Origin of the sequence: Chryseobacterium sp. FH1, assembly GCF_000735135.1 — a bacterium.
Lineage (GTDB): Bacteria > Bacteroidota > Bacteroidia > Flavobacteriales > Weeksellaceae > Epilithonimonas.
In genome coordinates, this window is sequence record NZ_JPLZ01000003.1 from 138,911 (window position 1) to 155,136 (window position 16,226).

General features: G+C 37.2%; 18 protein-coding genes. 4 read left to right on the forward strand and 14 right to left on the reverse strand.

Annotation, left to right across the window (positions count from 1 at the left end):
* Nucleotides 1-24 precede the first annotated feature (24 nt).
* The 3 genes from dcm to IO90_RS04935 all read left to right on the forward strand — a co-directional run bounded on the left by dcm (nucleotide 25) and on the right by IO90_RS04935 (nucleotide 2,375).
* Nucleotides 25-1,287, forward strand: coding sequence for a DNA (cytosine-5-)-methyltransferase (gene dcm, locus IO90_RS04925; RefSeq protein ID WP_034964560.1), 1,263 nt, complete (start codon nucleotides 25-27; stop codon nucleotides 1,285-1,287).
* A 30-nt stretch (nucleotides 1,288-1,317) separates the two neighbouring features.
* Nucleotides 1,318-1,941: a peptide deformylase gene (locus IO90_RS04930; RefSeq protein WP_034964563.1), complete on the forward strand. Its 624-nt coding sequence runs from the start codon at nucleotides 1,318-1,320 to the stop codon at nucleotides 1,939-1,941.
* A gap of 89 nt (nucleotides 1,942-2,030) precedes the next feature.
* Nucleotides 2,031-2,375 carry a phage holin family protein gene (locus IO90_RS04935; protein ID WP_034964564.1) on the forward strand — a complete coding sequence of 115 codons (345 nt, stop codon included), beginning with the start codon at nucleotides 2,031-2,033 and terminating at the stop codon, nucleotides 2,373-2,375.
* 225 nt (nucleotides 2,376-2,600) lie between these two features.
* On the opposite strand, the gene trpA is transcribed toward IO90_RS04935, so the two are convergent.
* The 14 genes from trpA to IO90_RS05000 form a co-directional block, all read right to left on the reverse strand.
* Entirely contained in the window at nucleotides 2,601-3,335 is a 735-nt protein-coding gene (gene trpA, locus IO90_RS04940; RefSeq protein WP_034964566.1) for a tryptophan synthase subunit alpha, read from the reverse strand.
* 85 nt (nucleotides 3,336-3,420) lie between these two features.
* Entirely contained in the window at nucleotides 3,421-4,599 is a 1,179-nt protein-coding gene (trpB, locus tag IO90_RS04945; protein WP_034964567.1) for a tryptophan synthase subunit beta, read from the reverse strand.
* 22 nt (nucleotides 4,600-4,621) lie between these two features.
* Nucleotides 4,622-4,996 carry a hypothetical protein gene (locus IO90_RS04950; protein ID WP_131450825.1) on the reverse strand — a complete coding sequence of 125 codons (375 nt, stop codon included), beginning with the start codon at nucleotides 4,994-4,996 and terminating at the stop codon, nucleotides 4,622-4,624.
* Between the two features lie 13 nt (nucleotides 4,997-5,009).
* Nucleotides 5,010-5,156, reverse strand: coding sequence for a hypothetical protein (locus IO90_RS18955; RefSeq protein ID WP_165570241.1), 147 nt, complete (start codon nucleotides 5,154-5,156; stop codon nucleotides 5,010-5,012).
* 10 nt (nucleotides 5,157-5,166) lie between these two features.
* Nucleotides 5,167-5,634 carry an OsmC family protein gene (locus tag IO90_RS04955; protein ID WP_034964572.1) on the reverse strand — a complete coding sequence of 156 codons (468 nt, stop codon included), beginning with the start codon at nucleotides 5,632-5,634 and terminating at the stop codon, nucleotides 5,167-5,169.
* Entirely contained in the window at nucleotides 5,631-6,299 is a 669-nt protein-coding gene (locus IO90_RS04960) for a phosphoribosylanthranilate isomerase (RefSeq protein ID WP_228374647.1), read from the reverse strand. The genes IO90_RS04955 and IO90_RS04960 overlap by 4 nt, the downstream gene beginning before the upstream one ends.
* Before the next feature lie 15 nt (nucleotides 6,300-6,314).
* Complete coding sequence (gene trpC / locus IO90_RS04965) at nucleotides 6,315-7,094, reverse strand: indole-3-glycerol phosphate synthase TrpC (RefSeq protein WP_034964573.1); 780 nt, start codon at nucleotides 7,092-7,094, stop codon at nucleotides 6,315-6,317.
* 45 nt (nucleotides 7,095-7,139) lie between these two features.
* The gene (locus IO90_RS04970; RefSeq protein ID WP_034964575.1) at nucleotides 7,140-8,513 is read right to left on the reverse strand and encodes an ankyrin repeat domain-containing protein; all 1,374 of its coding nucleotides are present in this window, start codon (nucleotides 8,511-8,513) and stop codon (nucleotides 7,140-7,142) included.
* 25 nt (nucleotides 8,514-8,538) lie between these two features.
* Nucleotides 8,539-9,528, reverse strand: a complete 990-nt coding sequence (trpD, locus tag IO90_RS04975; protein ID WP_034964577.1) for an anthranilate phosphoribosyltransferase — start codon at nucleotides 9,526-9,528, stop codon at nucleotides 8,539-8,541.
* A 3-nt stretch (nucleotides 9,529-9,531) separates the two neighbouring features.
* Nucleotides 9,532-10,929, reverse strand: a complete 1,398-nt coding sequence (locus IO90_RS04980; protein WP_034964580.1) for a pyridoxal phosphate-dependent decarboxylase family protein — start codon at nucleotides 10,927-10,929, stop codon at nucleotides 9,532-9,534.
* Nucleotides 10,930-10,940: 11 nt separating this feature from the next.
* Entirely contained in the window at nucleotides 10,941-11,507 is a 567-nt protein-coding gene (locus IO90_RS04985; RefSeq protein WP_034964582.1) for an anthranilate synthase component II, read from the reverse strand.
* Nucleotides 11,504-12,922 carry an anthranilate synthase component I family protein gene (locus tag IO90_RS04990; RefSeq protein WP_034964584.1) on the reverse strand — a complete coding sequence of 473 codons (1,419 nt, stop codon included), beginning with the start codon at nucleotides 12,920-12,922 and terminating at the stop codon, nucleotides 11,504-11,506. The genes IO90_RS04985 and IO90_RS04990 overlap by 4 nt, the downstream gene beginning before the upstream one ends.
* Before the next feature lie 234 nt (nucleotides 12,923-13,156).
* Entirely contained in the window at nucleotides 13,157-14,713 is a 1,557-nt protein-coding gene (locus IO90_RS04995; protein WP_034964586.1) for a T9SS-dependent choice-of-anchor J family protein, read from the reverse strand.
* Between the two features lie 125 nt (nucleotides 14,714-14,838).
* The gene (locus tag IO90_RS05000; protein ID WP_034964587.1) at nucleotides 14,839-15,306 is read right to left on the reverse strand and encodes an acyl-CoA thioesterase; all 468 of its coding nucleotides are present in this window, start codon (nucleotides 15,304-15,306) and stop codon (nucleotides 14,839-14,841) included.
* Between the two features lie 501 nt (nucleotides 15,307-15,807).
* Here IO90_RS05000 and IO90_RS05005 point away from each other — a divergent pair.
* Nucleotides 15,808-16,170, forward strand: a complete 363-nt coding sequence (locus tag IO90_RS05005; protein ID WP_034964588.1) for an arsenate reductase family protein — start codon at nucleotides 15,808-15,810, stop codon at nucleotides 16,168-16,170.
* Nucleotides 16,171-16,226 lie beyond the last annotated feature (56 nt).

A 16,226-nucleotide genomic window follows, 5' to 3' on the forward strand; every position in this document is an offset into this window, starting at 1 on the left:
TAATCCAAGTTACAACAGCTGACAATGAAGGAAGATAAGTCAAAGAAAAAAGCGTTTAAATTTATAGATCTTTTTGCCGGAATCGGAGGGTTTCATACAGCGATGCACGAGAGTGGCGGAGAATGTGTGTTCGCCTCGGAGATCGATAAGTTTGCAAGACAGACTTACGAGCATAATTTCAGAAATATATCCCCCGAATTATTTCAAAATAATAATTTCAATCAGGATATTACAGACAAGTCTTTAGATTACAGTGATATTCCGTATTTTGATGTTTTGTGTGCAGGATTTCCTTGTCAGGCTTTTTCTATTGCAGGATATAGGCAAGGTTTTTCAGATGAAAAAGGGCGCGGGAATTTATTCTTTAATATTCTTGAAATTCTCAAGGTTAAAAAGCCTCAACTCTTTCTTTTGGAGAATGTTAAAAACTTAAAAACCCATGATGAAGGAAAAACATTCCAAAGAATTTGCCATGAATTAACCAAGCTGGGTTATGGCATCAATTCTAAGATTTTGAATGGATCAGATTTCGGCTTACCGCAAAATAGAGAGCGCATCTTTATTGTTGGAGTGAAGGATGGATGGACAACAGATCCAATTCCTGCACCAACAGAGGATTTTGTTTTGAAGGAAAAAGAATTGGAAGAATTGATATCCAAAAATCCTTCAAATGCGATGTCAAAATTTGAATTTCCAATTGGCGATCACAAACTAAGACTTAATCAGTTTAGTAATAATCCTCATAAAATCAAAACCGAATTTAATAACAATCTTGTTGAATATTTTGATCCGCCAAAAGAACTTGAAGAATTCTTTGAAAGCTACAATGACAGATCTGATTGGAGCAAGTTCATCTATAATTTCAAGGACGGACATTTTCAAAAAGTGACCAATTACATAGATTCCAAGCTTTTATCTAATCAAAATATTTATGAATTTGAGGATTGGAGCAATGACAATTGGGAAGACAATGGATATGATTATATCTACCAGTGGCGCAGAAAATATGTTAGAAGAAACAGCAGTTCCGTTTGTCCAACTTTGACTGCAAATATGGGAACAGGAGGTCATAATGTACCATTAGTAATCTGTGGTAGAACAGCAAATGGCTATCTGGTAAGAAAGTTGACACCCGTAGAATGTTTTGCTTTCCAAGGTTTTGACAAAGAAGATTTCATCGAGTTGGAGAAAAAAATAAGTGCAGGCAATCTTTATAAACAAGCCGGTAATTCCATTCCGGTAAACGTTGTCAAAGCTGTAACCAAGAATTTGATCAAGCTCTTATAATTTGCATTTTGATCATTAAAATAAAAAAATATGAAAAATTTTACCGTCTTAATATTACTGTCAGTCAGTGTTTTCGCTTTCTCCCAAAAATTCTCAAAAGAAGAAAAAGAATTGATTCTCGCTGGCGATCTCAAAACCGCTTTGCCCATTTTCCAGACCGATAACGAAGCGCAACACCAGGTTTTGTTGGCAACATCAGAAGAAATCTCACCAAAAGATAAAAATCTTCCAATCCTGATCGAGCGAATGAAGTTGGCACTTGCAGGAACTGGCGGAGGCGTGGGAATCGCTGGACCACAAGTGGGAATCAATAGGCGAGTGGTGCTGGTACAACGATTTGACAAAGAAGGCGCACCTGTGGAATATTTCATCAATCCAAAGATCATTTGGCGTTCAGAACTTTTGAACAAAGGTCCGGAAGGCGACCTTTCCATCGAGGATTTCCGTGGCGATTTCTACAGAAGTTACGGCATCCGACTAGAATATTATGATCTGAAAAACAAGAAGCACGACGAAATGGTCGAAGGTTTCACAGCCGTGATTTTCCAGCACGAGATCGATCATCTTTCCGGAATTTTGATTTCCGATAAGTCCCAGAACGAGAAAGATTTGCAGTACAACGAGGTGAAAGTCTACAAAAAATCCAAGTATTAATTTCCAAAGCAATCAGCCAAAAGCCATTTGCCAAAAGCAATTTAGGTCTGGTTTTTGAATATACGTTTTCAACCAAAAAATTTTAAACTATGAACTTCATTATCCGTTTGCTGATTACCGCAATTTCAGCATTTTTACTTAGCAAAATCCTTTCCGGCGTGCACTTCGAGTCGTTCGGAACAACCATTATCTTCGCCATCGTTTTGGGAATTCTCAATATGTTTGTGAAGCCGATTTTGTCCATCCTATCATTGCCGATTACGATTCTGACCTTAGGTCTGTTCTCTTTCGTCATCAACGCGTTGATCATCCTTTTATCAGCTTATTTGATCGGAAATATGCAGGTAGATGGCTTCTGGTGGGCACTTTTGTTCAGCATTTTGCTGTCGCTCGTCACCTCCGCGTTCTCGACCGTTTTCGAAAGCAACGATTAAAAATAAAAAAGAGTTTCAATTGACTGAAACTCTTTTTTTTATAGTATAATTTGGGCAATCCCTCGCCAACGCTAAGGCCACAGCTCGGGCCGGGCTATCCGCTACTATCTTTTTGTTTTTTCCATAGCTTTTCCCCGCGCAAAAAACAAAAAGGATATCCACTACTATCCCTATTGCGGGCTTTCCATTTCAATCCAACAGACCAAAAAGAAACCCGTTTTCCATTTAATATTTCACACCTTCGATAAACGCTTTTCCTTTCGTTTCCCAATCGTCATTTTCCAACAATACCTTCACAAAAGCAGTTCCGATAATTCCGCCTTGCGCTTTCTCCGTCACATTCTCAAAATCCGATTTATCCTTTATCCCAAAACCGATGAAAACTGGATTTGTCAAATTCAAAGAAGCCAATCTGTTCAGGTAATCTTCATTCTTCAAAACAGCATTTGCGTTGCCTGTGGTGGAAGATGAACTCACGGCGTACAAAAATCCAGAACTCAAAGAATCCAGATATTGGATGCGCTCCTCCGAAGTTTCCGGCGTTACCAGAAAAGTGAAATTCAGATTGTATTTCTTAAGAATCTCACCATATTGATTTTCAAAAGCAATCGGAGGAAGATCTGGAATGATCAATCCCGAAACGCCAACTTCCGCGCATCTTTGACAAAAATTCTCAAATCCGAATTGCAAAACGGGATTAAGATAACCCATCAAAACTTTCGGAATCGTCACAGAATCTTTGACTTCAGCCAATTGTTCAAATAGTTTTTTGATGCTCATTCCGTTTTTCAAAGCCAACGAATGTGCATCTTGGATCACGGGTCCATCCGCAACAGGATCAGAATACGGAATCCCAATTTCCATCATATCTGCGCCGGAATCTTGGATCAGTTTTGCGATTTTTCCTGTGTCTTCCAGCTTTGGAACGCCTGCTGTGAAGTATATGTTTAGTTTTTTCATATTTTGTTGTATTAAAGTATAATGTAAAATGTATTCACGATTCTACGGATCATTAATACATTCATACGTTTTACATTTTACAGATTTAAAGCTGTTTCAAGTACGTTTCCATATCCTTGTCACCGCGACCGCTGAGACAGATCACCACAATATCTTCTTTCTCGAATTTCTTCTTGTCCAAAACCGCCAAAGCGTGCGCACTTTCCAGCGCCGGAATGATGCCTTCGATCTTGGTCAAGTCAAAAGCAGATTTCAAAGCTTCATCATCATTGATACTGAAAAACTCAGCGCGATTTTCCCTGAAAAGATTCGCGTGCATCGGTCCAATTCCCGGATAATCCAAACCTGCGGAAATCGAATGTGGCTCAATGACCTGCCCGTCTTCGGTTTGCATCACCAAACTCTGACTTCCGTGCAGAATCCCCAAAGTTCCAAGAAAAGTGGTCGCCGCCGACTTCCCAGAATCAACGCCAAGACCACCAGCTTCAGCCACAATGATCTTTACGCTTTCTTCATTCACATAATGATAAAAAGTGCCTGCTGCATTGCTCCCACCACCCACGCAGGCAATCAGGTAATCTGGATTTTCTCTGCCAATTTTCTCATTCAATTGTTCTTTGATCTCCTTCGAGATCACACTTTGGAATCTTGCGACCAGATCAGGAAACGGATGCGGACCAACCACACTGCCGATGATGTAATGCGTAGTCGCCGGATTATTGATCCAATCTCTCAAGGCTTCATTCACCGCGTCTTTCAAAGTTTTGGAGCCAGAAGTTGCGGGAATCACGGTTGCACCGAGCATTTTCATTCGGGCAACATTCGGCGATTGTCTTGCAATATCGACTTCGCCCATATAAACGATGCATTCCAAGCCTAACAAAGCACAAGCTGTAGCGGTCGCAACGCCGTGTTGACCAGCGCCGGTTTCTGCAATGATGCGGTTTTTTCCCAATTTCTTTGCGAGCAAAGCTTGACCTAATGCGTTGTTGATCTTGTGTGCGCCGGTGTGATTCAAGTCTTCTCTTTTTAGATAAATTTGAGTCTGATATTTTTCGCTCAAATTCTTAGCGAAATAGAGTGGTGTCGCACGTCCAACATAATTCTTCAGCAAATCCTGAAACTCGGTTTGGAATTCTTCGGATTTGATAATCTGGATATATTTTTCTTGTAGTTCGGCAACGTTTGGATACAGCATTTCGGGAACGAAAGCGCCTCCGAAATCGCCGTAATAGCCGTTTTTATCTGGGTTTTGAAAGTTCATTTATTTTTAATTTTCTAAATCGTTATATTAAAATTGCTTTATTCTGTTCATTCAGATTTTGCAACATATTGATGTTTTCTTCAGAAGTATTAAGGATTAGAATATCATCGTCGTCAGAATCTGTCCATTCATTATTTTCAAATTCTGTTATAAAAATTCCTTTTCCATAAAGGATTTTTATGTTATTTTTTTTATAAAATGGTCTTAAATCCATTTTGCAAAAACCTATAGTTTCAATTTTTCTTTCAGTTAGATTCGCTACTACTTTACTAAGTAAAAAACTACCATATCTTTTAGCTTTTTCAATAGAAACAAATCCTACAAATTCAGCAAAGTTGTACAGATTCTTTTGGATTTCAAGTCTAAAATCAAAATTGATTCTGGCTAATGAAACCATCCTGTCATTAATTTTAAAAAAAATGAAACTCAGAATTTTCAAACTTTATTTTAAAGTCAGAAGAATCCAAATTAAGCCAATCTTCTATCTCCCAAGATTTCAAGATTAAGTCAATATCTTTATCAGATAAATCTTTTGATTTTTTAATAGAATACTGCATTTTCCAATTTTTATTCTGCTGTTATCTCTGGTTGGTGTTTCACTTCGAAGTTTAATGAATTGGCGATAAAGCAATATTCATTGGCTTTCTGATGGAGTTCAACCGCTTTTTGTATCATTTCTTTTTCAGCGACAACAATCTTCGGTTTTAAAACTATTTCGGTGAATTTTCCACTTCCGTTTTCAGTCTCAATCATCGTACCTTCTGCAAAATCTTCATATTTCAACACAAGGATTTTATTAACAGAACAAAGATGAAGATACCACAACAAATGACAAGAAGACACTGACGCTAGCAAAAGGTCCTCAGGATTATGAAGTTCCGGATTTCCAAGAAATGCTGGGTCGGCTGAACCTGAAATATCAGCTTTACCATCCACCGAAATGGTGTAATTTCTTTGATAGGAACGGTAATTCTTTGTGGATTCGCCGGTGTTTCCAGTCCAGACTATTTTACTTTTATATTGATGATTTTTCATTTTAATACGGGTAAGAAATCTTTTATTTTATCTAAATCTTTATTTCCCGGTTCAACCTCGAATTTTGAATTAATGTCCAGCGCGATTGGTTGATGGTTGATGGTCGACAGTTGATGGATATTTTCTAGTGAAATTCCACCACTTAAAAGATAGGGAATAGGAATTTCAATTTCGTTAATAATATTCCAATCGAAAGTTTGTCCTGTTCCGCCGAATGCTTTGGAATCTGTATCAAATAGGAGATAGTTGATGGTTGATGGTTGTTGTTTGATGGTTCTCTGAAGTTCGTTAGATGTTTGATTTCCGATTCTGATGACTTTTATTATTTTAATTTCTGAATGTAGTTTTTTTCTTAATTCTGAAATGAAATCATCTTTTTCGTCGCCGTGAAGTTGGATGAAGTTTAAGTTTGCCTTTTCTGAAATTTCAATAATTCTTTCAACATTTTCATTCACAAAAACACCAACTTTTCCTGAATGTTCAATGTTTGAAATCTGTTTCAAAGTCAAATCATTCAGAACAAATCTCGGTGATTTTTCATAAAAGATAAAGCCCAAGAAATCAATTTTCAAATCAATCAATTCCTTAATTTGGTCGAGTTTGGTCAATCCGCAAACTTTGAGTTGCAATTGGTCGTTGGCTTCTGGCTTTTGGCTTTCCATCATTTTTAACTGTTAAACTTAAATTGATACATTAGAAACGAATTCTCCAAACTTCTTCCCCGGATTTTCGTCTTTCATAAAATATTCGCCCATCAAAAATCCATCGAAGCCTTTTTCTTTTAGGAATTTGAAATCGTCTTCATTATAAATTCCGCTTTCTGCAATGGATAAAATATCATTTGGAAGTTGATTTTTCAAATTGACAGAATGTTGCAAATCAACTTTGAAATCCTTCAAATTTCTGTTGTTGATGCCGACAAAATCCACATTTTTATTAATGTGAACAAGTTCCTCTTCTGAATGGATTTCTAACAGAACTTCGAGGTTCAATTGATAAGCCAATTCTGTAAATTCCGAAACCTGAGTTGGCGAAAGACAGGATGCAATCAACAAAATGATATCGGCTCCAATTGATTTTGCTTCGTAGAACTGATATTCATCGACCATAAAATCTTTTCTCAAAATTGGAATGTTGATGTGATTTCTGACGCTCAAAATATCTTCGAAACTTCCGCCGAAAAAATCGTTATCCGTCAAAATAGAAATGGTGCTCGCACCAAATTTTTCATATTTCGAAACGACTTCCAAGGGCGCAACTTTGTCATTGATGATTCCTTTGCTAGGCGATTGTCTTTTGAACTCGGTGATGATTCCGGATTTGGATTTCAAGGTTTCTTTCAGCGAAAAGGTTTTCCTTCCAAAAAATTCTGAATCTTTCAGTTGTTCCACAGAAATCTTGGATTTTGAATCTGCGATTTCCTGTTTTTTTCGTTCTATGATTTTATCGAGAATATTCATTCTTTCTAAATATATTAAGTATTTTAAATATTGTTTGTCAATTAGTTATAATTTCAAACCTAGCCATTTTTTGTTTCCGGTCCGTTCAACAGTTTCTTTCAGCGTACTTTGGATTGTATGTCCATAAAAATCTGTAACATCAGTTCCTGCTCCGTTTTTTAAAAGTAATACTGCAATATCATAATGATTATATTGAATGGCTTTTAGAAGAGGCGTTTGCTTATCATCATTCGTTTTGTTAACATCCGCGCCTTTTTGTATTAATAAGTTGACAGCGTTATAATTCTTTTCATTCCAAACTGCCTCCAGCAAAGCTGTATCACCATTGTCTTTCTGAATGTTGACATCCGCGCCATTTTCCATAAGGTATTTTGTTATTTCGAAGTTGGTTTCCCAAACTGCTTCAGAGAGTGGAGAAACACCTCCAGCACCGTCACTTTTTTGGTTCACGTTGGCTCCTTTTTCTACCAGAAATTTCACTTTTTCTATGCAGTTTGATGAAACAGCTTCTATCAGTGGTGTTCTTCCATATTTGTTGGTGGGATTTATTTTTGCTCCTTTTTCAATTAAAAACTCCATAAGTTCTGTTGAACACGAATTTTTTCCTGATGCACAAGAAAGTGGAGTTGTCCCGCTTTTGGAAACCGAATTTACATTTCCTCCCTTGCTAACAATCATTTTTGCAATGTCGGAAAAATCTCTACTGCAAGCCATCATCAAAGCGTTCTCCCCATCTTTCGGATTGATATAATTGATATTCGCACCTTTATCAATGATTTTTGAAATCACTTCCTCAGAAATGGTTTCACTGTACAAAGCATCTAATAATACGCTTCTCCCTGTTTCTGTGCTGGAAGAATTGACGTCTACATTTTGTTCCAATAATTTTTGCGCAACATCGTTCCATTCATAAGCTATTGCCCATTGCAAGGTGGAAGTTCCATCTGAATCCTTGCTGTCAATTGATGCGTTGGCGCCTTTTTCAAGTAAAAAATTTGCCATTTCTTCACTTCTGCTAGCACAAGCCAAAAAAAGTGCGGTATGTCCGGCTTTGTTTTGAAGATTGATGTTTGCCTTGTTCTCAAGTAATAATTCTGCAATTTTTTCTTTGTTATAAAAAGTTGCTACCATCAGCATTGTCCATTCTTTATTGGAAAAATCATCTGCGTTTTTCTGACGTCCACCTCTGAAAAAACCTTCAAATCTGGAATTGACATCGACTCCTTTTTTTAATAAATCCTGAATGCCTTTAACATCTCCACTTTTAATAATTTCTATTATTTTTTCGCTCTCGGCTTTCGGGAGTTCCACAATTTTTTGTTGAATTTCTGGAGCTGGAATTGTCTTTTTCTCAGCCGTTTTGTCTTTGCAGGATTGAAATGCAAAAGCTAAGATTAAAAATAGGAGTAGTTTTTTCATTTGTGTTTTATTAAATTCTACATTTTTAATTTTCAGTTAATTTCTTCAAACTCTTTAACGCTTTTCCGCTTTCCAAACTTTCTTTTGCAAGTGCTAGACAATTATCGTAATCACCATATTTGTTAGTATTCAAAAGGGCAATTGAAGCATTTGCTAAAACTACAGAATTCTGTTCGTCAGTTCCTTTTCCCTCAAGAATATTAATGAAAATCTTGGCAGATTCTTCTTTTGAATGGCCTCCAAAAATACTTTCCGGTACGATGTTTTTGAATTTCAAATCTTCCGCTGAATAGATTTTTTCGCCCGATTTATTGAAGATTTTTGTGTCGCTCGTCAATGAAATTTCATCATAACCATCCAAAGCGTGAACTAGCATAAACTCGCTTTTCTGCTGTTGCAAAAGGTATTGATATACCCTCGCAATCTCCAGATTTGCAACGCCAATCATCGAATATTTTGGTTTCGCAGGATTTACCAACGGTCCAAGGATATTGAAAAAGGTCTTCAATCCCAATTGTTTCCTCAACGGCGCGACGGATTTCAAAGCCGGATGAAAAAGTGGTGCGTGGATGAAAGAGATGTTTCCTTTTTCCAAGTCGGCTTTCAAATCTTCAGAATTATCTTTGAATTGATATCCCAACTCTTCCAAAACATTGGACGAACCAGAGATTGATGATGCGCCGTAATTTCCTTGTTTCGCAACTTTTTGTCCAGTTCCGGCAACAATAAAACTGGCCAAAGTAGAAATATTGAAGGTGTTTTTTCCATCACCACCAGTTCCGACGATATCAACCAAATCGTTCGTTCCCAAATCGATAGGTTTTGCCAATTGAAGTAAGGCCTCACGGAAACCAGTGAGTTCTTCGAGAGTAATGCTTCGCATCAAGAAAACGGTGATGAAAGAAATGACCTCGCTTTCATTGAATTTATTTTGTGAAATCTCAATCAAAATCGCTTTGGCTTCGGCTCTTGTCAAAGTTTGGTGGTTGAAGAGATATTGTAATATTTGTTTCATAATTTATTTTCTTAATAATTCCTGCATCAAGTTGAAAACAAGTTCAATATCTGAACTTTCTGTTCTCCAATTGACCAAAGCAGCTCTTATGGCTTGCTTTCCGTTATAGATTGTTGGTGTTAAGAATACTTTTTTAGTTTGGTTTAATCTTTCTAAAAATTCCGAAACCTGTTCGGACGATTGATTTTTTAATGTGAAGCAAACGGTGTTCAATCTTACCGGAGCAAGGATTTCAAAATTGTTGTCACTTTCAATCAGGTTTCCGAAATATTGTGAAAGGGAAATGCTTTTTTCAATCATTTCTTTAAAACCGTCTTTTCCGTATGCAATCAGAGAAAACCAAACCGGAAGTGCTTTCAGCCTTCTGGAGTTTTCGGGAAGAAAATTGAGATAACTGAATTTCTCCATCGGGTCTCCAAGATAAGGTGCGCTGGAATTCTGGAAAGTTTCTATCTGTTCCAATTTATGTTTTTCCTTAATGAGGAAGACTGCATTTTCATAAGGAACATTCATCCATTTGTGATTGTCAATCGTAATGCTGTCGGCATTTTCCCAATCTTTCAATAAATGTTTATGCTCATCTGAACATTTTGCAAAAGCTCCAAAAGCAGCGTCAATGTGCCACCAAAAATTATATTTATTTTTCAGTTTTGAAATTGCTTGGAAATCATCGAAATCAACTGTGTTTACAGTTCCAGCACTGGAAATTAGAATGAAAGGTTCACCATTTAATTCTTTGATTTTTTCTTCAAAATCAACGGTGTCAAGGCATTCTCTATTTCCTTCTTGAACTTTGATTCTGGTAATATTATTGCTTCCGATTCCGAGCATAGAAAGCGATTTGATGGAAGAAGAATGTGGCATTGCAGATAGAACATTGATTTTTTCCGTGATTCCATCTTTAGCAAAATCTTTTTCCAAATTTTTCCCAATCCATTGTCTCGCAACCGCAAGACAGGTGAAATTGGACATCGTTGCGCCACTTACAAATCCGCCGATGTAATCCTGAGGCAACTCGAAAAAATCTAAAAGCATTTTGACTGTTTCCATTTCGATTTGTCCAGAAACATCGCCTGCGCCCTTCAAAGCTTGCGTGTTTTGGTCATAAATACTCGTGAGCCAATCGCCCATAATCGATGCTGGAGTAGTGCCACCAGTTACGAAGCCCCAATATCGTGGTCCGGAGGAAGCTACCATCAAAGGTTCTAAGCGCTCGTTGAAAATTTTGAAAGTTTCTTCTGAACCTTTTCCTTCTTTTACAGAAAGAATTTCTTCGGGTAATTGATGGTCAGAGTAGGTAGCTCTTTCGGATAAATTATCCAAATATGAGATTCCTTGCTCCTTTATTTTTTCTAAAAGACCTTCCAGATTCATAAGGTCTTCCTTTAAGAAATGATTCATTTTACAGGCAATTAATTATTCAAAAAATTCTCTAAAATCTTTCTTCCATCAGGCGTCAAAATGCTTTCCGGGTGATATTGTACGGCGTGAACATCGTAGGTTTTGTGTTTCAAACTCATAATCATTCCGTTTTTGTCAACGCTTGTGATTTCCAGTTCAGCAGGGAAATCATCAGGATTTACCGCCCAGGAATGGTATCTACCAACTTCCAAAGTTTCTGGTAAACTGTTGAAAATACTGTGCGCATTTGTCTTAATAGATTCTGTCGCAACGCCGTGATAGATTTCAGAAAGGTTAATCAAACTTCCTCCAAAAGCTTCCGCAATCGCCTGTTGACCAAGACAAACACCGAAAATCGATTTTGTCGGTGCAAATTTTTTGATTAATTCTAATAAAATTCCTGCCTCTTCCGGAATCCCTGGTCCTGGAGAAAGAATGATTTTATCGTATTTGTCGATGTCATCCAAGGCGATTTTATCGTTGCGGAAAACGTCTACTTCTTCACCAACGATTTGTTCGATGATTTGAACCAAGTTGTAAGTGAAACTGTCGTAGTTATCAAACACTAATATTTTCATAATTTCTCTGCTTTTAAAACTGCTTTTTTCAAAGCTCCTAATTTGTTGTTCACTTCCTGCAATTCACTTTCTGCAACGGATTTGGCAGTGATTCCAGCGCCGGCCTGATAAAATAATGTGTTGTTTTTACTCAAGAAAGTACGAATCATAATGGCCTGATTACAGCTTCCATCAAAACCGACAAAACCAATACAACCTGCGTAATAACTTCGGGAAGTTTTCTCGTGTTCATCGATGAGTTGCATTGCGCGATATTTTGGTGCGCCACTCAAAGTGCCTTGTGGGAAGGTCGTAGCAATCATTTCGTAAGGATTTTGATTTTCTTTCACATCTGCAACTACTTCAGAAACCATATGTATGACGTGGGAAAAGAAATGGATTTCCTTCAGTTTAGAAACCGTTGTATTTTTCCCGTGAATGCTTAAATCATTTCGTGCCAAGTCAACCAACATCGTGTGTTCGGCATTTTCTTTCGGGTCTTTTTTGAGTTCTTCTGCGGATTCCAAATCGTTCTCGATGTTTCCGGTTCGTTTGAAAGTTCCGGCAATTGGATGAATGATAGCTTTTCTGTTTTTGATAATCAATTGACTTTCCGGACTTGAACCAATCAATTTATAATCGCCGTAATCGAAGAAAAACAGATAAGGTGAAGGATTGATATTCCGCAAAGCCCGATAAACATTGAACTCATCGCCTCGGAACTTTTGCTCAAATCTTCTGCTCAAAACCAACTGAAAAACATCACCACGGAAACAATGTTTCTTTGCAAACTCTACCGATTCCAAAAATTCTTCATCTTTCAAATTTGAAGTTTCTTCTGCCGTGATTTCAAAAGGAAAAACAGGCGCATTTTTTTGATTGATGAAATTTTCGATGGTTGAAAGTTCCGATTTTAAGCCATCTATTTTATTCTCAATTAAAAACATTTCGTCGTTATGATGGTTGATTGCGATGACGTACTGATACAATCTGTAACGCATCAACGGAATTTTATTTTCCTCAGAAAGCTCTTTAAATTTGATGTTTTCGAAGAATGGAATCGCATCATAACTTGTGTACCCGAAAAATCCCTGCGCACTTTTCCCAATCTCGTGGTTTGGTTTTTCGCATTCGAAAGTATTGGAAAATTCTTGTAGCAAATTAGATAATTTTTCATTTTCCAACTGGATTTTTTCTGGATTTTCCAATGGAAATTTGAATTCAGCTTCGTGATAATCTCTGATTTCAATTCCTGCAATAGCATTAACACAAATGAAAGAAAATGAATTTTCCGAGTTTTGGTTTCCGGCATTTTCCAAGAGGATTGTATCGCGGAAGTTATCGCGAAGTCGCAGGTAAATTCCGATGGGCGTGAAAAGGTCTGCCAATTGGGATTTGACGGTGGTTTTTACTTTTATGGTTTTACTGAATTTCATCAGATTAATTTTAGAATTTAAATAAAAAAAGACCTCAACAAAAAATGTCGAAGTCTTATTATGATTGAGTTATAGTTAGTTCAGAATTTAGAACACCGATAAGCCTTTCAGACCCGACAAAGAGTTAGAAAGCCACCACCAGATATTGTTCATTGTTTTCATTGGGACAAATTTAGAAATGATTTTTAATTCCACAACTATTTTATTGAAAAAATTCTAAACTAATTTTTATAACTATTTTATCACTTTTTGCGAAGTAACCGATTTGTTGGTTTCTATTTTCAACAAATAAGTTCCTTTTTGATAATTTCTAAAATCAACTTTATCGTGATTTCCTTCAATGGTTTTCAGTAATTTTCCATCAAGAGAATAGACTTGAACCGATTTGATTGTTTCATCTGTTTTGATAGTCAACTGGTCAACCACTGGATTTGGATAGATTTTTATCGATGTTTTATTGACATCATTCACAGCCAATGCATTTTTCGTGAATGAGACATTGTCAACTCTCAAAGACGTTGTGATAGTCACCGGCGCTGTTGTGTTTCCAAATCCGAAATAATAAACGTTGTCTGCAGTCGCCGTGTAAGTTTTCGTAAATTCTTTGTAGGCAGTTGTTGAAATCACGTCTGTGCTCAATGTTTCGATGATAGAATTTCTATCTTGGCTTGTCGCTACAGCAAGTTTTAGAGTAGCTGGATTGGCTTCATCGCTTCCGATTCCGGAATAATATTTTACTGTGACCGTTTCATCTTTTTTCAAATAAATTGGGTAGGAGAAAATCCAGTCGTTCTTAACTGCAGTCGTGCTTGTGCTGGTGTTGTTATAAACATAACCACTTCCATTTTGTGCAACAGTTTCATTTTCACCGTTTATCCAAGAGTTGGAAGCCCAACCGTCAGAGTCGTATTCACCGTAGTTTTCTATCGTTTTTTCGAAGTCGTAAGAATAGGGAAGTTCAGAAGGAGTGAAAACCGATTTTGGTCCAGCCCAGCCAGAACCGCAATCTGCATTTTTGAGGAAGAACTGGTATCTTTTTCCAGACTGTAAATTATCAAAAATCTTACTTGTTGAAGAGGTTGTTCCTTTGGACGAAACCGAAGTGTCAAAAGTCGTAAATCCTGTATCATAACTGGAAATTCCGGAAGTTGCAGACCAATTGATGGTCACGGAATTTGGTTTTAAATTTGAAATCGAAAATCCGTCTACCGAAGGCATCACGCAATTGGCAGATTGGCTGATGTATAAATCGTTCAAAGCCAGATAAGTTCCGTCGTTGGTATTATTGACGAAAGCCAAATAGATGGTTTTTCCCTTGTAGGCCGACAAGTCCAAAGAATGACCAGCGTAGATGAAAGGTTGTTCGCTATCGATTTGAGTCAGCGTTGTGGTAAACGATTCCTGATTGTTATTCGTCTCAGAAACTTTCACCGCGTAAGAATCCGTGAACTCAAAATCGTAAGACTTTCCTTTCCAGTAAAGCGTTGGCGTTCCTTCTTGTGGAATTGTGATTGCCGGCGTAATCAGGAAATCGTTGGATTGGGCAGATGGGTCATACAAAGACGTGCTGAAGGCAATCTTGTTGTCATAGCCATCATAATACTGAATCCAAGCTTCTGTGTTGAACTCCTGAATCTGTGCGTAGAAAGGCACTGAATTCCCATCCGCATTGATGGTTGTGAATTGGGACAAAGGTGTCCCGTTGTTGTTTTCGAATCCTGCATTGAAAACCTGCGCATTGATATTGACCACTAATGACAAGGTCAATAAACTGATAATTTTTTTATTCAATTGAATATATTTTTAATTTCAGCAAAATTAAATATTGATATCCGTATTGAATCATTCAGATTGTTAAATCTGATTCAATTTATAATGATTATGGATTGCTATTTTTTAATTATAAATAATTTAATTTATAAAAATGGTTTCATCTCGTCTTCGATGTCACGGCGAAGATTCATCAGTTTGATGGCGTATTCCTGCATTTGGATTTCCTGCTCGGTGGTTGGCGTCCATTTTGGAACCTGCACGGATTTTCCTTTTTCGTCAACGGCTACGAAAACGATGATGCAGTGCGTTTTCTTCTCGAAGGTTTTTTCTTTGATGTTTCTGGAATAGACATCGATGGCGATGTGCATACTGGAAGTTCCGGTGTAAATCACGTGAGATTCCAATTTAACAATTTCCCCAATTTTGATAGGTTGATAAAACCGGATTCCGCCAACGTAAACGGTAACGCAATAACTTGACGACCAATTACTGGCACAGGCGTAACCGACTTGGTCTATCCATTTCATCACGCTTCCGCCGTGGACATTGCCTCCGAAATTGACGTCTGTAGGTTCTGAGATAAACTGGAAAGTAATTGGTTTGTTGTCCATTTTTTTTGATAATTTAAATTCAAATGTAAGGTTTTTTGAAGGGATTTTGGAAATTCAGATTACTACGCATTCTAATTTATTTTTGTTTTCCCCAGCCCTAAAGGGAGCAAAAATAAATTAGAACTTAAAGAAAAATTACTCCCTCTAGGGTCGGAGGAAAATAATTTTGATTAGAAATTGAAACTTCGATGTTGATGACAAAATTTGATTGGAAGACGAATCTGCAACCCGACTTATCTCATCTTTTCTATTTTTTTTTTTTGAATCGATGAACCACTTCGTTAGGTTTGAGTGGAAATCCTTTTTTGTGGCTGGAATAGCGCTGGCAAAAAGATTGGGAACGGAAGGCGGATAAGTTGCCCAAAATATGAAACTTAAATCCTTAATGAACGTTAAAGTTCTGGATGTAAATGACAGAGGATGAGACCTTGCGTCGGGGCGTAATATAAGATATCTAAACGACATAGCCAAGATGTGGAAAATAAAACGTATTTTTGCAAAATGAAAAAAGTATTTTATCTTAAAACTTGCGATACCTGTAGAAAAATATTAGGACAATATGACACTAGAGATTGGGAGCTTCGCGAAATCAAAATCAACCCTATTACTGAGGAAGAAATTGAAGATATGTACAAATTGGCTGGTTCTTATGAAGCCCTTTTCAATAAGAAATCGAATCAGATAAAACTGCAGGAGCTTGACCCAAAGACCCTACAGGAGAAAGATTACAAAGAATTGCTACTGGACCACTACACGTTTTTGAAACGTCCGGTTTTCCTTACCGAAGACGAAATCTTCGTGGGTAGCGACAAAATAAATCTTGGTAAATTAAAAGATTATTTCCTTTCTAAGAAAGAAAATTAAGCAATAAAATTTGTACAGTAAATCAGTCCGGAGCGTTCTCGTTTCGGATTTTTGTT

Coding starts and splice junctions, on each gene's coding strand:
- dcm (WP_034964560.1), top strand. CDS start 25: ATGAAGGAAGATAAGTCAAAGAAAAAAGCGTTTAAATTTATAGATCTT.
- IO90_RS04930 (WP_034964563.1), top strand. CDS start 1,318: ATGAAAAATTTTACCGTCTTAATATTACTGTCAGTCAGTGTTTTCGCT.
- IO90_RS04935 (WP_034964564.1), top strand. CDS start 2,031: ATGAACTTCATTATCCGTTTGCTGATTACCGCAATTTCAGCATTTTTA.
- trpA (WP_034964566.1), bottom strand. CDS start 3,335: ATGAAAAAACTAAACATATACTTCACAGCAGGCGTTCCAAAGCTGGAA.
- trpB (WP_034964567.1), bottom strand. CDS start 4,599: ATGAACTTTCAAAACCCAGATAAAAACGGCTATTACGGCGATTTCGGA.
- IO90_RS04950 (WP_131450825.1), bottom strand. CDS start 4,996: ATGGTTTCATTAGCCAGAATCAATTTTGATTTTAGACTTGAAATCCAA.
- IO90_RS18955 (WP_165570241.1), bottom strand. CDS start 5,156: ATGCAGTATTCTATTAAAAAATCAAAAGATTTATCTGATAAAGATATT.
- IO90_RS04955 (WP_034964572.1), bottom strand. CDS start 5,634: ATGAAAAATCATCAATATAAAAGTAAAATAGTCTGGACTGGAAACACC.
- IO90_RS04960 (WP_228374647.1), bottom strand. CDS start 6,299: ATGATGGAAAGCCAAAAGCCAGAAGCCAACGACCAATTGCAACTCAAA.
- trpC (WP_034964573.1), bottom strand. CDS start 7,094: ATGAATATTCTCGATAAAATCATAGAACGAAAAAAACAGGAAATCGCA.
- IO90_RS04970 (WP_034964575.1), bottom strand. CDS start 8,513: ATGAAAAAACTACTCCTATTTTTAATCTTAGCTTTTGCATTTCAATCC.
- trpD (WP_034964577.1), bottom strand. CDS start 9,528: ATGAAACAAATATTACAATATCTCTTCAACCACCAAACTTTGACAAGA.
- IO90_RS04980 (WP_034964580.1), bottom strand. CDS start 10,929: ATGAATCATTTCTTAAAGGAAGACCTTATGAATCTGGAAGGTCTTTTA.
- IO90_RS04985 (WP_034964582.1), bottom strand. CDS start 11,507: ATGAAAATATTAGTGTTTGATAACTACGACAGTTTCACTTACAACTTG.
- IO90_RS04990 (WP_034964584.1), bottom strand. CDS start 12,922: ATGAAATTCAGTAAAACCATAAAAGTAAAAACCACCGTCAAATCCCAA.
- IO90_RS05000 (WP_034964587.1), bottom strand. CDS start 15,306: ATGGACAACAAACCAATTACTTTCCAGTTTATCTCAGAACCTACAGAC.
- IO90_RS05005 (WP_034964588.1), top strand. CDS start 15,808: ATGAAAAAAGTATTTTATCTTAAAACTTGCGATACCTGTAGAAAAATA.